Origin of the sequence: Okeania sp. SIO2F4 (assembly GCF_010672385.1) — a bacterium.
Lineage (GTDB): Bacteria > Cyanobacteriota > Cyanobacteriia > Cyanobacteriales > Microcoleaceae > Trichodesmium.
In genome coordinates this window covers 1-21,133 of sequence record NZ_JAAHGT010000060.1, presented here as the reverse complement: position 1 = coordinate 21,133, position 21,133 = coordinate 1, and the positions used below count along the sequence as shown (strand labels likewise).

Genomic DNA, 21,133 nt, shown 5'->3' with positions numbered 1-21,133 from the left:
AATTTGATGAGGTTTTCAATTTTTCATTTATTTGATTGAGAATTAAAAATCATTGTTCCGAGAAAATTATTAATAGTCAATGGAAAGTTTGTTTGTCTGGAGAGTGACGCCCAAATCTTGATTGGATATAGTTAGTCAAAACTATAGCGTTATAGTTATAGACAACCTCTAGGAAAAAAAAACAGGTAAATTTGATGAGGTTTTCAATTTTTATTTATCTGATTGAGACTCAAAAATCATTGTGCCGAGAAAATTATTAATAGTCAATGGGAAATTTCTCTGTGTGGAGAGTGACGCCCAAATCTTGATTGGATATAGTTAGTCAAAACTATAGCGTTATAGTTATAGACAACCTCTAGGAAAAAAAACCAGGTAAATTTGATTAGGTTTTCAATTTTTATTTATCTGATTGAGACTCAAAAATCATTGTGCCGAGAAAATTATTAATAGTCAATGGGAAATTTCTCTGTGTGGAGAGTGACGCCCAAATCTTGATTGGATATAGTTAGTCAAAACTATAGCGTTATAGTTATAGACAACCTCTAGGAAAAAAAACCAGGTAAATTTGATTAGGTTTTCAATTTTTATTTATCTGATTGAGAATTAAAAATCATTGTTCCGATTAGATTTTCAATTTTATATTTCTTTTGTTGAGAGTTTAAAGACGATCATACTGAGAAAATTATCTATAGTCAATAGGAAAATCCTGAGTTTAATGAGTTCAGAAAGTCACAGAAACTGGATTTACTATTTTCTTCATGATTTTTAGATATTGTTAAAAATTTAAGTCTAATAATCTGTAGGAATCTCAAAAAATATAAAATATTAAATATCGCAAATAATATATAAACCAATAAATCATAAATGACAACTACAAAATCTCTCCGCAAAAAATATCGTAAAATACCCATATTTGAAAGAATCATGGCACTTTTAGCCCTAGTAAATTTAACCCTAGTGCTATTCAATATGACCTATATCACTTTTAGAGATATCTATTTCGATCATATTCCCCGACTTACAAAAATATACGATCCCATAAAAGGAATTGAACCTAATAGAGACACAGAAAAATACTTAAATAACTTTGACAAACTCAAAGCCAAAATTCCTCAAGGTAGTAATTCTGTAGAAGTGAAAAAACAGTTAGCAGAATTACGAGAACTAAGTGTTGAAATGATCGATCAAAATCCTTTTGCAGTTGCCAATAAAAGTGGATCTTTAGAAAAAATTAAAAATCGGATTAGAGATCGAATTCCTAATCCCGAAGATTCAGCCAAAGAATCATTTAGAACCTTATGGAGCGAACAATATTTAACACAAAAAGGATTGATTAAAGAACTTAAATGGTTTGAAAAAGACATTCAACCATTAATTGCTAAAAATTATTATCGTGGTATTGGTGAAAGTGGAGGATTAACTGATTATTTTGGCATAATTGACCTACCATTTATAATTATATTTGGTTTAGAATTTTTAGGTAGAACATTTTTAATTAGTCGTCGTTATTCTAGTGTTAATTGGCTAGAAGCAATGCTATGGCGGTGGTACGATATTTTTCTACTATTACCATTTCTACAATTATTGCGGATAATTCCTGTGACAATTCGTCTCAATGATGCTCAAATTATTAACCTTGAAACAATCAGGGCACAAGCTAGTCGAGGTTTTCTTGCTGCTATTGCTCAAGAACTAACAGAAGTAGTAGTAATGCAAGTAATTAATCAGGTGCAAAAAGACGTTAAAAATGGTGAACTAGCCAAGCGAATATTTTCCTCTCAAGATCGAACTTATATCGATCTAAATAATATAAATGAAATCGAAGCGATCGGCGCTAGATTAGTACAAATAACTGTCTGTAAAGTAATACCTGAAATTCAATCAGATATAGAAGCTTTAATCCGTTACAACGTAGAAAAAATAGTTGCAGAATCACCTGCATTTCAGAGATTTCAGCAAATACCAGGAGTAGAAAACTTAGCCAATCAATTATCCGAAAGATTAGTCAAAGAATTATCCAATCTTGCTACTAAAGGACCCCAAAATACCTACGAAACAGTTAAAGCTGCAATGGCAGATGCAGAGGGAACAAAATTATCCGAACAGTTAGTTCAACGCTTCAGTAAAGTTCTAGGTGCAGAATTACAAGAGGAACACACTTTAGAAGAACTTCAATCCTTAGTATCAGCATTTCTTGAAGAAGTAAAGATTAACTATGTGATGCGGATGAGTGACGAAGATGTGGAGAAAATTTTAGAAGAAACCAGACAATTACAGCTTAAAGCTAATCAATCTTAAAACTATAACTTTAAAAGATAATCAAACATGACTAGGGAACAAAATAACCTTGCTTGTTGACAAAAAGTTGATAGTATAAATGTTTCAGTAGCTAAGTATAGTCTGGTGAATAAATCTAGAATCGATATATATCAAAAGTTTAAGTGCTCCTATAATCCTATGATTGAAAAAAGCGTAATAAAATGACTAAATCAATATCAATTTTTTGATATTTTCCCCAGTCAGGTGAAGGAAAAATTGAGAAAAATTAATAGTAAAACTATTGCAAGAGTTGCTATTACCCACCTCCTACCCTCACATAATTTTTTGATTAAGCCCTAATTAGAACTAATAAGTAGCATAGGCTAGTTATATTCTTAGGGGTTCAACAATTAATGGTGGTGGTCATAGTAATGGTAAAGGAAGCACCGGGAGTGGGGGGAGATGGGGAGATGGGGAGATGGGGAGATGGGGAGTGTGGGAGAAATTAAAAAATATGGCGTTGGTGAATAAATGTATGATATTCAAGGAGTCAGGAGTCAGAAGTCAGGAGTCAGGAGGTAGAAAGGAGTTTTTTCCGCAACTTTGGCTAGGTTCTAGGTATGATTTGCACTCTTAATTTTGGACTTAAAACTTACATTCTTGGCAATTTCATACCGTGTTTCAGCAACGCCAAAAATATATATCCTCACCATTACCATGCAGGACTACCCAATTAATAACTACCTCTTATTTTTAAAGAAGCGGTCAGCAATCAGCAATCAGTCGTATTATTTTAACGTACAAGAAGGGGATTTAAACCTATCCTAAAAAATTCTGCTTATAGAAGCAGGGAATTTTAACAATCGCTCAAAAAGCTGATAGCTAGTTAAGAATAGGATTGACTAAAAGGAATAAGGAATATAGTGAATTATTTTTTTCTCCTGAAAATGAGATATTTTAAACCTTAACGATCAATAATTAATAATTAATTATTTGGTAAATGGAGTAAACCCAAAGCAGTAAAACTCTTGCCTTAAGTATAATTTCAACTTAACTATTAAATTTTTTCAATTCTATCAAGCAAACAAGAGAACATTCTCTAAATAAAATTTGTATAATTTGTTGTCAATATCTCGAAATCAGACCCAAATTATCTTATTTTGTAAGGGAACGTTCTATGGGAATTCGGAGCTATGTTGCCTAAGAATGCAAATAACACAAATAAATGGTAAATTAAATAAGATGCTTTGGTCGCTGGGCTACGGTAATAGTCTGAGGAGTGACCATAAGACCAAAAAGAGATAAAATTTCAGAGGTAGTAGGCACTACCGCTTCGGAGAATGCGACATTCAATATATTAGTCGCGGGCGGGCAGTCCGAGAATTAAATGGACGTGGAGGCAAGCGTAACCCTCCCCTATCCCCTCCCAGGAGGGCAACTAAAGGAGTGGGGGCAGCAGCCAATTAAGCGTCAACCCACCGAGGAGAAAGCTCGGTAGTAATCTATATCCGTTATATGGCGGAGAGGATGTCAAAATTGTCAACGGGGAGTGGGTAAAGCCCACTTTTTTTGTTGCATTTGTCCCATGAGTCACCCATTAATACCACAAATTATCAAATTTGCTACCCCTATTGCTGAATCCCTGGGATTGGAATTAGTAGGAGCAGTATTTCATACCAACCAACATCCTCCAGTTCTACGATTAGACATTCGACACCCTCATCAAGACACAGGTTTAGATGACTGTGAACGAATGAGTCATGCCATAGAAGAACAACTAGATGCAGTAAATATAATTCCGGAACCATATCTATTAGAAATATCCAGTCCTGGTATTTCTAAGTTTTTGGATAATGACCGAGATTTCATTGCCTTTAAAGGCTTTCGTGTAACTATCAATACTTCCGAACCCTATAAAGGTAAAAATAACTGGACAGGACAACTTGTTCGTCGCGATCAAACAGCCGTTTACATTAACCAAAAGGGGCGACAAGCGAGTATTCCACGTTCTCTTATTAGTACCGTTGAATTACAAGAAGGAAGGTAGATAAAAATTAAAAAGAAGTCTATACTCAGCACTTATCAGATTTTCAGGGTTTGAAAGGAGATGTTTAACTTTGGAGTAACCATCCAACTTCTGTAACCCCAATGATTTTACTCAGGTTTTTTAAGGAGTTAGGCAAATAATATCTTGCTACACGCTGTTTGCAGAGCATGACCAAAAAAAACAAATAGTGGGACTTACACAAAATAGAACCAAAAAATAGGATCAAATATAGACTGGCAGAGGCTTTGACGTCAAAAAGGTATAAATCCTTAATCAGCAAGGGTTTTAGCCATTTTTAGGTCATCGACGTAATTCCTTTGTCTAGACTGACTTTGACCCATTTTTTCAACCAGAAAATGTCTAAGTACCAATAGCTGATTTAATTAAAGGAAAATAGAAAATGTAATAGGGGCAAATATTATGGTTTAGGTCTCTTGTTTGATAATTTGTAGGACTTACACATCCAGAATCAAAAATTAGGGTTTTACATCCTGTAAAGGAAGATCAAACTCCTAATAGTCTCCTGAAAATGGATCGGTCTTAACTAGATACAAGTCCAACACCAATAGTTCATATTTGTCCTTTTTCCTAGTTTTTTCTATCTCCAATATATAAGCTCTCAAAAAAACCAAAAAATACTGCACTTGAATATCTAAATTATTAATGCCCTGATTTCACGAAGATTTAAACCAATTCGCCTCAATAACTATAATTTATCAAAATTTGGAGGATAAAAAATTATGTCAATGGTTAGTTTGCCTGGACTTAGAGACTTGATCGAAAATATCAGTAAAGAACGCAATTTACCAAAACAAGCAGTTCAGACTGCTTTACGAGAAGCCTTATTAAAAGGATATGAACGCTACCGACGGACTCAACGTCTAGATGGAGTCCATTTCACAGATGATTACTTTGATAACTTTGAAATAGAGTTGGATATTGAAGAAGAAGGCTATCGAGTATTAGCTACTAAAACCATTGTTGAAGAAGTAACTAATCCAGATCACCATATAGCTCTACAAGAAGTTCTAGAAGTAGCTTCAGAAGCACAGTTAAATGACACAGTATTCTTGGACGTAACACCTGATAAAAATGAATTTGGTCGTATGGCTGCTATCCAAACAAAACAAGTATTAGCTCAAAAGCTACGGGATCAGCAACGAAAGATGATTCAAGAAGAATTTCAAGATTTAGAAGGAGAAGTTCTTCAAGCCAGAGTTTTGAGATTTGAAAGACAGTCAGTTATCTTAGCTGTAAGTAGTGGCTTTGGTAGACCAGAAGTAGAAGCTGAACTACCTAAACGAGAACAACTGCCTAACGACAACTACCGTGCTAATGCTACTTTCAAAGTCTATCTGAAGCGGGTCTGTGAAGGCTCAACTCGTGGACCTCAGTTACTTGTGTCCAGAGCTGATGCTGGTTTAGTGGTTTATTTATTTGAAAATGAAGTCCCAGAAATTGAAGACGAAATAGTGAGAATTGTCGCAGTTGCCAGAGAGGCCAATCCGCCATCCCGACACGTTGGGCCAAGGACTAAAATAGCAGTTGATACTCTAGAAAGGGATGTAGATCCTGTAGGAGCTTGCATTGGTGCAAGGGGATCGAGAATTCAGGTAGTGGTGAATGAATTGAGGGGTGAAAAAATAGATGTAATTCGCTGGTCTCCAGACCCTTCTATATATATCGCCAATTCTCTTAGTCCAGCTAGAGTAGATGAAGTTCGTTTGATCGATCCAGAGGAAAGGAGGTCTCATATTTTGGTGTCTGAAGACCAACTTAGTTTGGCGATCGGTAAGGAAGGACAAAATGTGCGTCTCGCTGCTCGCTTGACAGGGTGGAAAATTGATATTAAGGACACTGGTAAATATGACCATGCTGAAGAAGATAGCAAAGTTGCCGCTGAAGTTTCTCATCGTCAAGCATTAGCTGAACAAGAAGAAAATGGAACTGAGGAACCAGAATTAGAAGTAATAGAAAATACTTTTGACGAAAATTTTGACGAACCAGATGATTCTTTAGAGGTTGATGAAAGTGAAACTGAATATCCTGTGGAATTGACTTAGGTATAACGGTAATAATTTTGGGGTTCAAGCTCATTAGTTAAATTCATAATTAATCTAATTAATTCAATCTCCTCACATTTGATGAAATAATTAAGATTTATTACTCAGAGAAGATTTTGTGAATTCAGAACAAATTTACTATCTAATAGCACCTTCTCTGGGTATTAATTTGTAGAATTATATTTTGACAAAAATGCTAATATTCCCTAGACTTAATTTTGAATAAATAAAGTAGATTAAGATTTATACTTTTGAGAATCCTGGCTTGAAAACTGAATCATCAATAATCATAAAAATCATGGATTGAAGTAAAGATTAATTATAGAGAGTATCCATGAAAATATTGGTTTATATTGACTGATTGTTCTCAAACAAATTTAAAGAATAGACTAAAAAAATCACTAAAAAAACAGATCAAAAATGAAACAAAATTACCGTCGGTGTGTTAGTTGTAAAAAACTGGCTCCTAAAGAAGAATTTTGGCGAGTTGTTCGGATCAAACAATCTGATACTATTAGATTAGACGAGGGAGAAGGTCGTTCAGCTTACATTTGTCCACAAGTGGAATGTTTGAAAATTGCCGATAAAAAAAATAAGTTAGGCCGTTCACTTAAAGCTTATGTACCAACAGAAATATACCAATCACTATGGCAAAGATTGGAAAACTCATCATCCAAAGCTACCGAAAGTCACTACTGATAATACTTAAAATAATTTCACCAAACAAATTAAAAACCATTATTAATTTGTATATTCTCTAGCAGTTAAACATTTAGGATCTAATTTAGTCTAATCTGATATAGAACTATAGATAACTAGGAGAGTATTGAGACAAGCAAAAAATGACAAAGACTGTTACCATAAAAGTTGCCACAGTAAAATACTTCTAAAAAAGCAACTACCCTCAAAACCAACATTGATAGTAAGCCACATTAAAATTCAATCATATTTCCAGAATTAATGCTATTATGGAAATAATAATTGAGAATATTGAGAAATTTTTAGATGTTTGATTGCTTATAACTATATTACTAGGTATAAATAGGTATAGAGCTATCAAAGCAGTTATAACAGTTATAAATGCAACTCTGATTGGAACGAAGAGTTAAAATATTGCTCAATGGTTAGGATTTTTATGTCCTGTCTATTCTTAGAGCAGGTAAAGCCTACAGAAATCTATATCTGTAAAATGGTGTAATGGCGATCGATGATTTGAGGATTTAAATAGAACAGATAGGGAAATTCCCTTTTCCTCAACTTATGAGAAGTTTAAACAAGTAGATTTATCCTCTGTTTAAGCAACCTCAGCTAAGTAAGGCTGACCTGTTTTATGTTGCCTGAAGCATAATACCTGTGAGTTTAGTCCAGTAAATAAATGACTAGACAGTGCAAAGTTCTTGGAATAACTATTGCTATCTAAGGCTTTCAGGGGTCTTAAGGTGAGAAACTTTCCATTCAGAACTTTAGGTGCTATAAGCCTTTTCCAGTAATACTTTCAGTCAGATAAGCAAATCGTTTTTTAGCAGAACTTTGTACTCTCCAGTAAATGAATGTCAAATCTAAATAGATTTAGATATAATAGTATATCAGTGATATTTATAAAATCAGACCATTAACTTAAGTATCAGAGATATTATAGGTATAAAAATCAACAATCTAAAAGGAAAAAACATAAACTGGCCTGAAGTATAACTAAATGTATTATCTTCAACTTAAACTATTAAGAGCTAAGAGCTGATTCATTAACTGAGCTGTTTGCGAAACATTCTGCAGGAAAACTGTTATTTAACCTAGGTCTGGTCGAACTTAGTTGAGCCCGATCCATAAATCATAAAACCTAAGTATAGAAAGGAGTTAAGTCTCTTAAGATTTAGTCGCTCAATCAGCTCTAAAGTAAAGATATATAGTTACCAAACTTCTAGAATCATTAGTCTGAAATACTAACTTCTACATCTGAAATATAGTTTTGATTATAAAAAATATCATATATTAAATTACCAAGCAATTACTCCCAAGTTCGGAAACTGCTAAGGTGAAAACTAAAAAAAACCTTTTCAGCCACAAAACTGAACATAAAGCTAGTATGATTGTAGTGTAGTCCTTAAATCAACATTATGACAATGTAAAAATAGATATCTTATAAGAGAGGGTAGAGTGGATGAACAATGGAAAAGTAAGAATTTACGAATTATCAAAGGAATTGAATTTGGATAACAAAGATATATTAGCAGTTTGTCAAAGGCTCAACATATCAGTGAAGAGTCATAGTAGCACTATTACAGAATCAGAAGCAGAACTAATTCGCACCACGGCAGAAAACTTACCCCACTCTCCCAGTAAGTCTGCCACTCCAGAAAAAATTAACTCTCACTCATCAGATTCAGCTTCAAATTATAACGAACAGAAAAAACAGCAGATACTAGAAATACGCAAACCTAAACCATTATTAGAAAAATCTCAACAAAAAAATTACAGCAAAATAGATAATAATTTAGTGGCAACTCCTCCAAATCCTTCAGTATTAGATAACCAACTTGAACCAGTCAGTAGACCAAAGCCAAATTCTCCCCTCAAGTCAGAGGTAGTAAAAGATAAATCTGGATTAGAAGTAGGCAATAATTCTCTGGTACAACATCCGAATAAACCATTAAACAAAGACCATACTGCCGATCAAAAAGATACTACTGAAAAGCCAACATCAGAAGTACCAAAGCTAGTAGCTCCACCGGCAAGGCCAGCTCCTCCTAGCTTAAATCGAAATCCACGAAATACTAACATTAGTAAGCCCAATCAAAAAAACAAAAAACCAAAGCAAGAAGATAAAAAAAGAAAAGATAAAGAAGAAAAACCTGCTGAAAAACAGCCATTTTTATCTAAAAAAGATAAGAAAGATACTCCCAATAGAGATAGAGAAAGTGTCAAAAAATCTCCTCCAGTCCCTGAAACTTCCCCTCAATCAAAGCCAAAACATCGAGAGAAGCCTACAGTTAAACTAAAACAAGTTCAAGAAAAGAAACCTCAACTTGCACCAAAGCCGAAACTAACAACATCTGTTACAGAAGAACCAACAGATATTGTTTTAGATGTGGAAGAAAAAGAGCAAGAAGATAATGTCATAGAAACAGTAAATTATGATTTAGAAAAACCAAGACGAAAAGCAATAGCTCCAAATAAGCCGACTCTAGCAAAACCGAAGAAAGGTTCAAAGTGGGAAGAAGAAGAAGAAGAAGATCCCAGCGAAATTGTTCAGAAAAATGCTAAATCTACTGCTAAGACCAAACGTCTCCGTCCAAAACCTGTCCTAGAAGATGAAGATGAAGAATTAGCAGAACTTTTGAATAAGCCTGCACCAGTAACAATGAGTTTATCTTTAGCTCGTCCGGCAAAACCAAAAAGTTTTGCCGAAAAAAATAAGCCCCAGTCTGGTAGCAATAATTTCAACAACATTAAAAAGAAATCTAGTCAATCCCGTGAATCTGTCAAGTCTGAAAGTAGCGAACAAACTCAACCTGCTGAACTAAAACCTGTAGAAAAGTTAGTCATTAGTGCTTCCATGACAGTTCAGGAATTAGCATTAGCTTTAGCAGTGCCAGAAACAGAGATTATTAGAAGACTGTTTATGAAAGGTATAGCAGTCAATATTACTGAAAGCTTAGATATTCCTACCATAGAAATGGTAGTAGAAGAGGAAGGAATACCGATAGAAATTCCACAAGAGCAATCAGCAGCTAAGAAAACGGAAATGCTCGAAGATGCTGACTTGGAACTTCTTCAACGTCGTCCTCCAGTTGTAACAATTATGGGACACGTCGATCATGGAAAAACCAGTCTCCTAGACTCTATTCGTACAACTAAAGTAGCAGCAGGGGAAGCAGGTGGTATTACTCAACATATAGGAGCTTACCATGTTGATGTGGAACATGAAGGCAAAATGCAGCAAGTAGTATTCTTAGATACTCCTGGTCACGAAGCTTTTACGGCAATGCGAGCTAGGGGGGCAAGAGTTACGGATGTTGCTATTTTGGTTGTCGCCGCAGATGATGGGGTACAACCACAAACTATAGAAGCTATCAGCCATGCTAAAGCAGCAGAAGTACCACTGATAGTAGCTATTAACAAAATTGATAAGGAAGAGGCTAACCCAGACCGCGTTAAACAGGAATTGATGGAACATGGTCTCGTACCTGAAGAGTGGGGTGGAGATGCAATTATGGTTCCAGTTAGTGCTATCCAGAAACAAAATTTGGATACTTTGCTGGAAATGATTTTGCTGGTGTCAGAAGTAGAAGACTTACAAGCTAATCCAGAACGTTTGGCCAAAGGTACGGTTATTGAAGCTAATTTAGATAAAGCAAGAGGTCCAGTAGCTACTTTGTTAGTACAAAATGGAACTTTAAAAGTAGGAGATATTGTAGTTGCTGGTTCAGTCTATGGAAAAGTACGGGCCATGATAGATGACCAAGGTCATCGAGTAGACAAAGCTAGTCCATCCTTTGCTGTAGAAGTTCTTGGTCTTAGAGATGTCCCTCAAGCTGGTGATGAGTTTGAAGTATTTGAGAATGAAAAAGAAGCTTCAGCTATTACAACGGAAAGAGCAGAAGCGAAAAGAGAATCGCGGATTATGGGTGGCGGAACCACTTTGGGTACTTTTTCAGCTCGTGCTCAGGAGGGAGAACTCAAGGAACTTAACTTGATATTAAAAGCGGATGTTCAAGGTTCAATAGAGGCTATTGTTGCAGCTCTACGACAGCTACCTCAAAAGGAAGTTCAACTAAGGTTACTACTATCCGGAGCTGGAGAAGTTACAGAAACAGATATTGATTTAGCAGCAGCTAGTGAAGCGGTGATTATTGGCTTCAATACGACCATGGCATCAGGATCGCGTCCGGCTGCAGATGCTGCTGGAGTAGATGTCAGAGAATACGATGTTATTTACAAACTCTTGGATGATATTCAAGGGGCAATGGAAGGTCTGTTAGATCCTGAGCTAGTAGAAGAGCCATTAGGTGAAGTAGAAGTCCGTGCTGTGTTTGCAATTAACCGTGGTGCTGTTGCAGGTTGCTATGTACTTTCTGGTAAAGTTGTCCGTAATTGTAAAGTGCGAGTACGTCGCAATGGAGAAGTTATACATGAAGGTATATTAGACTCCCTCAGACGTATGAAGGATGATGTGAAAGAAGTAAATGCAGGTTATGAATGTGGTATTAGTTTCGACCGCTTTAATGATTGGAGTGAAGGTGATATAATTGAAGGTTACCAAATGGTAACTAAGCGTCGGAAACTATCTACCTAAAGTAGTTAGCATCAACTTGGATTTAACGTTATCTAAATAAATACACACAATTTAGATAACGTTAAATTAGTATTTATAATCATATTTCAAGTATTCTAGACCAAAATTACCTCTAAGAGTGGTAAGTAGGAGATAATTTCTGGAAGTTCCTTACCATTATGCTTTATTTGGATCGACCAGAGGGGAGTAATACCAGCCTTTATAAATGTTGGCTACAAATAAGTTATTATTGCTAGAAGTTAAAATTTACCTGACATTGAGTGAGTCAGGTTAGAGGAATATCTTAAATACCATATTCTACAGGTCAAATTGTAACATTAAAAGTAGTATAAAAATCTGTGGCTTAGTAAGTATTTATACTGTATAAATCATCTTCATTGATCTTTCTCTTTTGTCAAATTCTCAGGAAAATATTAAGCATAAATGCTTACTTAATTGTTTACTTATTAAGTTACCACTATGATTTTCTCCTGAATTCTGACTCCTGACTCCTGACTCCTGACTCCTTGTTTGATAATTCATCTTGAAGTGCGGAATGTAGGTTAAATAGCATTTCTTAAAGTAAGGAGTGATATTAAATCTGGTAGTATCGTTACAATTGATGCCTCCTAGGTGCTTGGTCACCAAACCCTACCCAACTTAGAGTTTTTGCTAATACTGATGGTAGCATCTTATTCTCCGAAAATAAGTAGATTTGATATGATATTTATTCTACTAAAAATCATGCCTCAAATCTTTCAAGCCTTCTAAATTATTTCTAATATTCTTTTTTCGATGGTGGTGCATAGTAATGGTATAGGAAGTGTGAGGGGTGTGGGAAGTGTGGGGAGTGTGGGGAGTGTGGGGAGTGTGGGAAGTGTGGGAAAAAAATGTATATTTTCACCATTACTATGCAGCACAACCCTTTTTTCAAATTGATTTTTTTTGAGTAAATATTGAATCTAAAAGTCAAGATTTGATGACATATATAATCTGATAGGAATGTCTGATTTATGGCTAGTGAGTTATCTTTAAAGAAGAAGAAGCTGAAATATCAGCAATTTTAGCACTAAAAGTGTGTCCTTTATTCATTAGGTAAATTTTATGAGTAATCTTAATGCTAATTCTTGGAAAAATAACTCAGCCAAAGCAATTACAAAAAATGAGGCAGAACCTCGAATTTGGGATAGTTTGAAGCAAGCGATCGCTTTAACTTCAGGATTTCAGAGATGGCAATTAGAACGTAAAGTTAATAGTAACGATCGGCACAATATACCTTTAGATAGACAAGTTAGTTTATATTTACGAGAAACTCTCGAAACACTAGCTTACTAAAAAAAGTAAGCTATGTTACATTTTTCTAGATTAGTTTTTTGATTTTGCGAGAATCATTAAAACATTAGTAAATCAAAAAATGCCTAGTTCTACAAATATAGAACTAGGCATTTTGCTTTTAAAAACAGACTTTTTATATTTAGGGTTTTTATATTAGTTAACCCCAATGAAAGTTTAAGGTCTTTATATTAGCTGACCTCAATTGATTTATATATACTATTTGACAATAACTTGACAGGGATCGGTAATTTCGTAATATTTTCTTTATTTTCTTATATTTTTATGGCCAAATATATATCATTGTGACAAAATGTAAACTTTTATGACTTGAAGTACAAGGGGCGACAATTGGACTTATCATTCCTGAATTTCATGTGGCACAGGGTTTCATTGGTCAGAAGTCAGAAGTCAGAAATAATCCCTGACTGAGTTTGAGCATTTATAAATGTCCGCGCCCTATTTGCGTAGTGCTATACTAAAAACCCGAGTCTGTTACTCCAAACGAAACAGCCAAATCATCAAGGCCATAACTCCTACTTGTAAAGCAAAATTAGGAAAAGTAGAGCCTATATTTTGGCCGGCGATAATTTTTGCTAAATAAATAAAAGCTCCTATAAAACCAGAAGCTCCGAAAGCCACGTAGATAAATTTTCGTAATCCTCGATAAGGAGCATCTAATTCAGCTTTAAGGCGAGCATATTTTTCTGGATCAAGTTTAGTTTTAGGATGAGAATTGTTCGAGTTTGAAGTTGGCATAGTGTTCAGAAACAGACTTAATCAGTATTGTTAATTGTTAATAGTATTAATCAGAGAGAACAATCTTTATACTTTATATAAGATATATAACTTTATTTTGTAGAAAGCTAATGGTATTCAGCATTCAGGTTTATCCTTACTTTACCTCACCGAAAAAGTGAGTCTGAAGCCTCCCCCTTATAGGTGGACTTTAATTCTGGATTAGGTAAGCTATCAATTAACTCTTCAACAACTTGAGTCATACTTTTTTCATATATTTAAAGGATATAAGCTGATCTAATCTAATCTTTTACTTGATAGTCTAATTTTTAATGTTTTATCTTTAATATATACCCCCAATGTGCGAATAAATATATTCTAATATAAATATTATTGATAAGGATAATAATTAAAGCAAGATATAAGTTTAGATGTTATCCAAATGCTTTGCCAAAAATTAAAATAGCCTTAGTGTTTGGATGTATACGAGTAGTTTGGAATGATAGTTTAGCATTCTGTAATGAACAATTTAAAACTGGTAGGAAAAAAACAGCAATAGTTAATTACAAAAACTATTTATAACCCAAGCATATAAATTTAGGTATTAGTAAATTTGCAACTTTGTCTTCTGGAAAAAAGATTGATGCTCCTAAGCCACTTCACAAAAATATCAAAAAGCTAGGTAAATTTGAATGTAAACTATCCATTCATTAATGGATAATGGATAATTACCTCTCCCTAAAAGGAAGAGGATTGACACGGTAGGGAAAATTTTTTCTTCTCTTGGTCGATTGGATATGGCATTTCGCTGCGCGACATGAAAAGCGTTTCGCTTTCCTACGGAATAATTGCGCAAACGCGACATGAAACGTGGCTCTGTAAGAGTGGGAGACCTCGCCATCCCATCCTAAGGTCATGCTCCGCATTCATGTCGGCGACAGCCGAAACGACCGCTTGTTTCTCCTTTAAAGGAGAGGCTTTAAACCTTAATTATTTGGTAAAGAAATTGGTAGTCAACCTCGATAAAAGGCTAGACTGAGGGCTGCTAAACTCTATGCTAGAATCAAAGATATTCCTACAGATTTCTTGTATAAATTGTCAACCAGAATAACTAAAAATTCTCAAACAATTGTTTGAGAATTTTTGAATGTTTCTAGCATGGTAAGAAACCGTAAATTATCAAGAGCAATATCAGATTTAGGTTGGAGAACATTTAGAATATTCCTGGAAGGAAAATTCTAAAAATATGGTCGCGAGTTTAGAACTATTGATAGGTAAAAACCTACTTCTCAAAAGTGTAGCTGTTGTGGATTCAAAGCAGGTAGAAAAGAACTAAATGTCAGAGGAACTTGATTAAATTGTGCTACATTCCATGGCTGTAAATATTCTAAATATAACTCAACCGATAACCAAGGTTGAGGCTACAACTGAAGTAATTGAATAATCCTGTACAACTTTTTCTTTTAAATCCGCCTTAAGTCATTTGAACAGCTTCGATTGTTTGATTGATAGATAGGAATCTCCTCACCTTTAGACATGAGAAGATGTTAACTTTGTAGCAACAACAAAATTGTCTGAAACGAACCAACAACAATACCTAAAACTCCACCCAAATTAACAATAGCTTGCAATTCATTTTTAACAATAACATTAACAGCAACTTCCAATTCTTCAGCAGAAGTACCTTTAATCCTGTCAATAATCACTTGATCGATATCTAAAATAGGAATTGCCATAGCAACAATATTTTCTAAATCTTGCTCCAAATAACGCTCTAAAATCAAAGCTAATTCTTGACTAACTAACTCTAGAGAACTATTCATTATTGATGATGCTTGTAAACGATTAATAATTAAATCTGCAATATGCTCCCAATCAACAGATAAACTTACAGCCTGAATTAAATCAGCACCACGTTCTTGTAGATACAAACGAACACTATCCCGCATTGTATTTCTTAACTGACGTACTGTAGAAACAGGTAAATTTTGCATCGAAAGATTGTGTAACCATTCCTGAATTCTTTCTTTGACACCCAATGCAGTAATTAATTCCTTTAAGCGTTGATTAGTTAGCTCTCTCTCATCCAAACAAAAAGTCCTCAACCTAGTTAGAGTATTACGCAGCCCGAACAAATTAGCTACTACCCAATAAGTACCACTAGTTTTTTCACGAAAACCTTCATCAATAATGGAAATATTTTGATCTGTGAGAAAATCAATTAAAGTCTGTCTCAATACATCTGGTGGCAGAACAACTTTAAGCAGCCAATCTGATAGTTGAGCTGCCTGCATTTCTGTTAGTTGAAACTCTAGCAAAATCTGGTCAAAAATTTGGTTGAGTTGAGCTTCTAAAAAATCTTCTCTCTTCGCCCAAACTTTAAGAAGTCGTGGCAAAGATTGACCTAATAGATCGCGCAGAATATTTGCCAGAATTTTAGTACTTCTCGTATTTGTATCAAGCTTCAATTGTTCTAAAGACATTCGCAGCAGCCAAAGAATAGCTGCTTCCATCCGTTCAGTTTGTAATAAACGACGTGCTAAATTTTGCAACTCTGAAGGAGTTAACAAAGAACCCATTATAGTATCAGCAACTCGTTTTGCTAAACGTTCTTGGTTAGCAGGAATTAATCCAGGAGTAAAGGGTAGCTTTCGCCTAAAAAAATAATAAGGACGATAAGGACGAAATAACATTTTTATGGCTATATCATTAGTGAAATAGCCAATAATTCCACCTGCAATTGGTGGTACAAAATAAATCCAGATATTAGACAATTTTGATTACCTAAAAGCAAAGTTGAAAGCCGCCTATGGGTGAGCGGAAATGAAAATAAGGGAGCCATTTAGGCTTGACAGTTTGAGCTGGACTGTGCTAAGTTTGCGTAAAGCAAAATATAATTAAGGTGTTAGTTTAATTATTTTGCAACTGTGACGAGTAAATATCCTTTCATTAATTGATAATTGATAATGGATAATTGATAATTACCTCTGGTTAAAACCGAGAGGATTGAAGATTGGGAAATATCCTAGCACTTTTTTTCCCCTATCCAAGGGGAGGCTTTAAACCACAATTATTTAATTAACAATTAATAATTAATAATTCGGTAAGTAATAAAGAATGGTCTAAATAAATAATAGTATATTTCATTGTGACTACACCACTGGAAATAATCTTAGGTTAAACAGGCAATTATAGCCTTGACTTAGCTAAAATTACTCTAAAAAAATGTACATCCAAAAATAAGCATAATGTATGTGGTGTTAATCATAAATAGATTAAAGCTTTTAGAGTTAGATTGAGCTACTGAAACTGGAGTTATGTGTCAACTGATAGCCAGTAGATTGAGAATGAGATAGTTTTAACCAGTTTATAGTCCAAATACTCAGAATACCCGTGACTTTAGTCCCGTGAATATTCAACTCAGATTATCTGCCTTTAGAAAAATAATACGTCAACTACTATAGTAATAATTTATCTATCAGCATTTCAACCAACACAAAAATATTTTTTGATGTTCTAGCCTTTGCTTTCTTGGCTACAATTACTAAAAAAATTATTTCGTAATTACTAACATTCCCATCATTCCCCCAAAAATAGGGTAATGTTTGCAATTGACAAATCCGGCTTGATGTGCTAACTCAACTTGTTCTAATCCTGTGGGAAATTTGGTCAGACTAGGACCAATATAAGCGTATTCCTTAGTCAATCCAGAATTACGAGCCATTGGAACTACAACCGTATCCAGATACCACTTTTGAAACCCTAGTACAGCCGGACTACTGGGACGATGCATATCTAGAATTGCTGCTTTAGCATTAGGCTTGAGGACTCGATATAACTCTTGCAAACAATGGAGAATATCTGAGACATTACGCAGACCATATCCTATGGTAGCACAATCGAAATAATTATCAGTAAAAGGCATATTTAAAGCATCTGCCTCAACCCAATGAATAGGACTAATCTTACCCAATAAAGGAGGTTGGCGATTACGAGCGATCGCCAACTGCTCTACAGAAAAATCGACCCCAAAAACCTGACCCGTACTTCCAACACACTTGGCCAGCAGAAAAGCCAGGTCGCCACTACCACAACATAAATCTAGACAAGTAGAGCCATAATTAGGCTCGCTCCACATTACAGCCATTTGCTTCCAGATTTTATGTATTCCCAGACTTAATAAATCATTCAATTGGTCATAAACTGGGGCGATCTTGTTAAATATGGCCTTAACTTCTGTGGAATCATCAATCATAGAATTAAGTCAAAATTTTGAGTTTCAAACTATTCAAAGCTATTCAAAGTCAATGCTAGTAATTGAGCTGAGATATTAATTGTACTCAATTCTTCTGGCCGTAGTGTACTGGGTTTTTGCCATTGCAGTGACATCAAGGCCAGAAGTTTTTGGCGATAGGAAATTGGAATGACAATATGAGCCTCTATTTCTGAAGTCTGATAATGTACAACATCAGAAAGCTTAGTATCTTGTGAAACATTCATCACAGATTGTACATTCTGTGAAGCGATCGCTTCCATAGCCAGAGGGTCATCAGCCAACCAGTTATCAATTTTACCAAGCTTACTATTTAATCCTTGAATTGAGCCTAAACTATTATCCTCAACTAATTGTAAAATACACAGGTCTGTAGAAAAAGTTTCACTATAGATAGATGCAATTTCTGCCAAAGTTTCTTCAATGCTCCCAGACTTCTGAGAAACATGGACAACCCTGTTCAACAAATCCAATTGAGTTTGAGACTTTTCTAGATATTCACTACGTTGATTCAAAACTTCATAAGTCTGTGCAGCCTTTTCTACAACTCCCTTTAGTTCTTTTGGGTCCCAAGGCTTAGTAATATACCTATATACCTGTCCAGAATTTATCGCCTCTACCAAATCTTCAATATCAGTAAATCCGGTGAGAATAATTCTGACTGTATTAGGAAACTGGGGCAAAGTTTTACTTAAAAACTCTGTACCCTTCATTTCTGGCATCCGTTGATCGGATATAATAACAGCCACCTCTCCCTCTAAGGCCAAAATTTCCAATGCCTTAATCCCACTTTCAGCTTTGAGAACACTAAAATCTCGTCGAAAGGTGCGGTAGAGTAAGTCCAAATTATCTGGTTCATCATCTACTACCAGCATTTTAGGTTTCTTTTTTCTGGTTAGGCTCATCAGTTGACTTCTAATGCTATCTAACTCTTGAGGAATTGCTTCCATTCAAACAAACCCCTTCAATTGTATTTCTAAAGTAGCATAATAGTAATAGTATTTATCAATTATAAAGAAATATCTAGTTTTGAATAATTATATAGCTATCAACTGTTACTTTACTACTTTATGAGGCTAATTGTTGATTAAGCCCAGAACATCTATAGGCCATAGCAATATATGATAGATATATACTATAGCATAGTGAGACTACTAGATAAATCCAGATAAATCCCGCGAATCATTAAAAATCAGCAGGGTTAAAAGCGCCTAGCTCTAATCTGCCACTCAAACTTTGGTAGCATGGTCATTTCAGTTATCAGTTAACAGTACCTCGTACTTCAGTAGGAGGCTTGAAATACTGAATTTTCTTTTCTCTTGATCGATTGGATATGGCATTTAGCTAACGCACAACGCACGTTAACGCGGAGCGACTTGAATTGCCGAGTGGCTCTGCATTCAGAGAAAAACCTCGCCATCCCATCCTACTCCAAACTCCGCTTTTAATGTCGGCGATAGCTGTTAACGTAGTTGTGCGCTAGCTAAACGACCACTTTTTATCCCCTTTAAAGGGGATACTTGAGACCTGATTTTCTGGTCAAAAGTATATTCTATTTATTTGCAAACAAAAAAAGGTGCGCTCTAAATTATGACTGCAACACCAGAAAATTCCCCTAATCAGCAACAACAATCAACATATCCAGTAGATGCAGAAAACTTAATTGGTTTGCTGCGTCGCAAAGAAGGTAATTGGGTAGAGTGGGGAAATGCTTGTGCTGCTCTACAAAAAGCTGGATATACTTCTCAGCAAATATTTGAGGAAACAGGATTTGAACCGGTACAGCAAAATCAGGTAATAGTCGGGTCTCAAGTATATACAAGTCTTGTCAATGCCAACATTAAGGAAAATATGTCCTCAAGCAGAACAGATGTTCTATCACGCTTCCAGAGAACCGGTAGTGATATCCTTTACGAATTGAGAATTTTAACTCAGGAACAAAGAATCATTGCAACTGAGTTTATAGTTGCTCACAATCTTGATGTCGATGATGCTAAAGATTTAGCAAAAGCAATCAAAGATTTTGCTCGGATGAAAACAATACCAGAAGGATTTTCTGATTCCCCTGGAGATATAGTAGCTTATCAATGTTGGAAACAAGCAAGGCAACAAAACGACCTACAAAACAGGTCTCGTCTGATTGCAAAAGGTCTTAAATTAGCAGATTCTCAAACATCTAGAAAACAGCTTGAACAACTATTAACTGATTTTACTGTTGTTTCCCAAAGACCAGCTCCCCGTTTACCAGTTTATCGACTGGAGCAAGAAGAAGAGTTACCTCGTATTTTACCTGTTGTGGGAAAATTACCTTTGAACACAGAAGACTTGAAAGCAGTACCTATTGTCGAGGAAGTAGAACCATTTAGAATAGTCAAATTTTCTGGTGGAGCGGGTGCTTGGGTAGCGATACCGGGATGGCGAGTTGTCATGCAAGCAGAAGATCCAGTAGCGATAGTTGAAAATAGCGATCGCTTACCTAATCCTATACCCGGTGCTACTGAAGAAGTTTTATTAATTATAGATAGAAGTCAACGTCAATGGCATGAAGATGGATATTTTATTGTAGACCAAGACGGTAAAGTAGTAATGCAGTGGTTTGATGAGGAGCCTAATATACCCTTACTTGGAAGAGCTTTGCTAGTATTAAGACCTAAAAAGATTCTGGATGGAGAACTTATTAAAGACTTGTGGCAAGTTGAAGAATAGTCATCTTGAGAAAAGATAGAGTACGGAGTAGGGGGAAAGAGGAGAAGTCAGGAATCGTAGGGGCGATTCGCGAATTGCCCCTACAGGAGTCAGGAGGAGAGAAAATCATAAAGATTTAGTGGAGTTGCACATTAAAGAATGATAATAGATTTTTAAGTGTACATATATTGAGGAAATAGTTATCCAAAAATATCTACTTTCAGATTCCATCATAACTAAATTGTGCAACGCCGATTTAGTAGTTATGAAGATAGGAGATTTTTTTTATGTCCAATTCCCCCGGATTTCATATGATATCATGTCCGCTGGGGCGCGTTTGTGTAAACCCAAGGGTGAATATCTACAGGAAATTTAAGTTTTTTTTATTGCCCTTAAGTATTCTTGCCAGTTAAGTGTTCCCTGTTCCCTACCTTTGCTATACAATACCGATGCTACCGGACATG

Annotated in this window: 12 protein-coding genes; 8 read left to right on the top strand and 4 right to left on the bottom strand. The window is 35.3% G+C overall.

Annotated features, from left to right (window positions below; genetic code table 11):
- Positions 1-864: 864 nt before the first annotated feature.
- The 6 genes from F6K22_RS06410 to F6K22_RS06385 all read left to right on the top strand — a co-directional run bounded on the left by F6K22_RS06410 (position 865) and on the right by F6K22_RS06385 (position 12,976).
- Positions 865-2,298, top strand: coding sequence for a hypothetical protein (locus F6K22_RS06410; RefSeq protein WP_293094773.1), 1,434 nt, complete (start codon positions 865-867; stop codon positions 2,296-2,298).
- Between the two features lie 1,546 nt (positions 2,299-3,844).
- Positions 3,845-4,306 carry a ribosome maturation factor RimP gene (rimP, locus tag F6K22_RS06405; protein WP_293094770.1) on the top strand — a complete coding sequence of 154 codons (462 nt, stop codon included), beginning with the start codon at positions 3,845-3,847 and terminating at the stop codon, positions 4,304-4,306.
- Positions 4,307-5,046: 740 nt separating this feature from the next.
- Positions 5,047-6,369, top strand: coding sequence for a transcription termination factor NusA (gene nusA / locus F6K22_RS06400; protein WP_293094767.1), 1,323 nt, complete (start codon positions 5,047-5,049; stop codon positions 6,367-6,369).
- 420 nt (positions 6,370-6,789) lie between these two features.
- Positions 6,790-7,068: a YlxR family protein gene (locus F6K22_RS06395; protein ID WP_293094764.1), complete on the top strand. Its 279-nt coding sequence runs from the start codon at positions 6,790-6,792 to the stop codon at positions 7,066-7,068.
- Positions 7,069-8,527: 1,459 nt separating this feature from the next.
- A complete protein-coding gene (infB, locus tag F6K22_RS06390) occupies positions 8,528-11,662 on the top strand; it encodes a translation initiation factor IF-2 (RefSeq protein WP_293094760.1) in 3,135 nt (1,044 codons plus the stop codon).
- Between the two features lie 1,083 nt (positions 11,663-12,745).
- Positions 12,746-12,976 carry a hypothetical protein gene (locus F6K22_RS06385; protein WP_293094757.1) on the top strand — a complete coding sequence of 77 codons (231 nt, stop codon included), beginning with the start codon at positions 12,746-12,748 and terminating at the stop codon, positions 12,974-12,976.
- 492 nt (positions 12,977-13,468) lie between these two features.
- Here the strand turns inward: F6K22_RS06385 and F6K22_RS06380 are convergent, their stop codons facing one another.
- Positions 13,469-13,732: a DUF3493 domain-containing protein gene (locus F6K22_RS06380; protein WP_293094755.1), complete on the bottom strand. Its 264-nt coding sequence runs from the start codon at positions 13,730-13,732 to the stop codon at positions 13,469-13,471.
- Positions 13,733-14,104: 372 nt separating this feature from the next.
- Here F6K22_RS06380 and F6K22_RS43025 point away from each other — a divergent pair, with 372 nt between their 5' ends.
- Positions 14,105-14,293 (top strand): helix-turn-helix domain-containing protein, encoded by a 189-nt coding sequence (locus F6K22_RS43025; RefSeq protein WP_375340138.1) that lies wholly within the window; start codon positions 14,105-14,107, stop codon positions 14,291-14,293.
- Positions 14,294-15,258: 965 nt separating this feature from the next.
- Here the strand turns inward: F6K22_RS43025 and F6K22_RS06375 are convergent.
- The 3 genes from F6K22_RS06375 to F6K22_RS06365 form a co-directional block, all read right to left on the bottom strand.
- Complete coding sequence (locus F6K22_RS06375) at positions 15,259-16,485, bottom strand: DUF445 domain-containing protein (protein WP_293094752.1); 1,227 nt, start codon at positions 16,483-16,485, stop codon at positions 15,259-15,261.
- Positions 16,486-17,264: 779 nt separating this feature from the next.
- Positions 17,265-17,966: a bifunctional demethylmenaquinone methyltransferase/2-methoxy-6-polyprenyl-1,4-benzoquinol methylase UbiE gene (gene ubiE, locus F6K22_RS06370; protein WP_293094749.1), complete on the bottom strand. Its 702-nt coding sequence runs from the start codon at positions 17,964-17,966 to the stop codon at positions 17,265-17,267.
- 29 nt (positions 17,967-17,995) lie between these two features.
- On the bottom strand, positions 17,996-18,934 hold the full coding sequence (locus F6K22_RS06365) for a response regulator (RefSeq protein ID WP_293094746.1): 939 nt from the start codon (positions 18,932-18,934) through the stop codon (positions 17,996-17,998).
- Positions 18,935-19,574: 640 nt separating this feature from the next.
- Between F6K22_RS06365 and F6K22_RS06360 the strand changes: the two genes are divergently transcribed.
- Complete coding sequence (locus F6K22_RS06360) at positions 19,575-20,690, top strand: RuBisCO accumulation factor 1 (RefSeq protein ID WP_293094743.1); 1,116 nt, start codon at positions 19,575-19,577, stop codon at positions 20,688-20,690.
- Positions 20,691-21,133 lie beyond the last annotated feature (443 nt).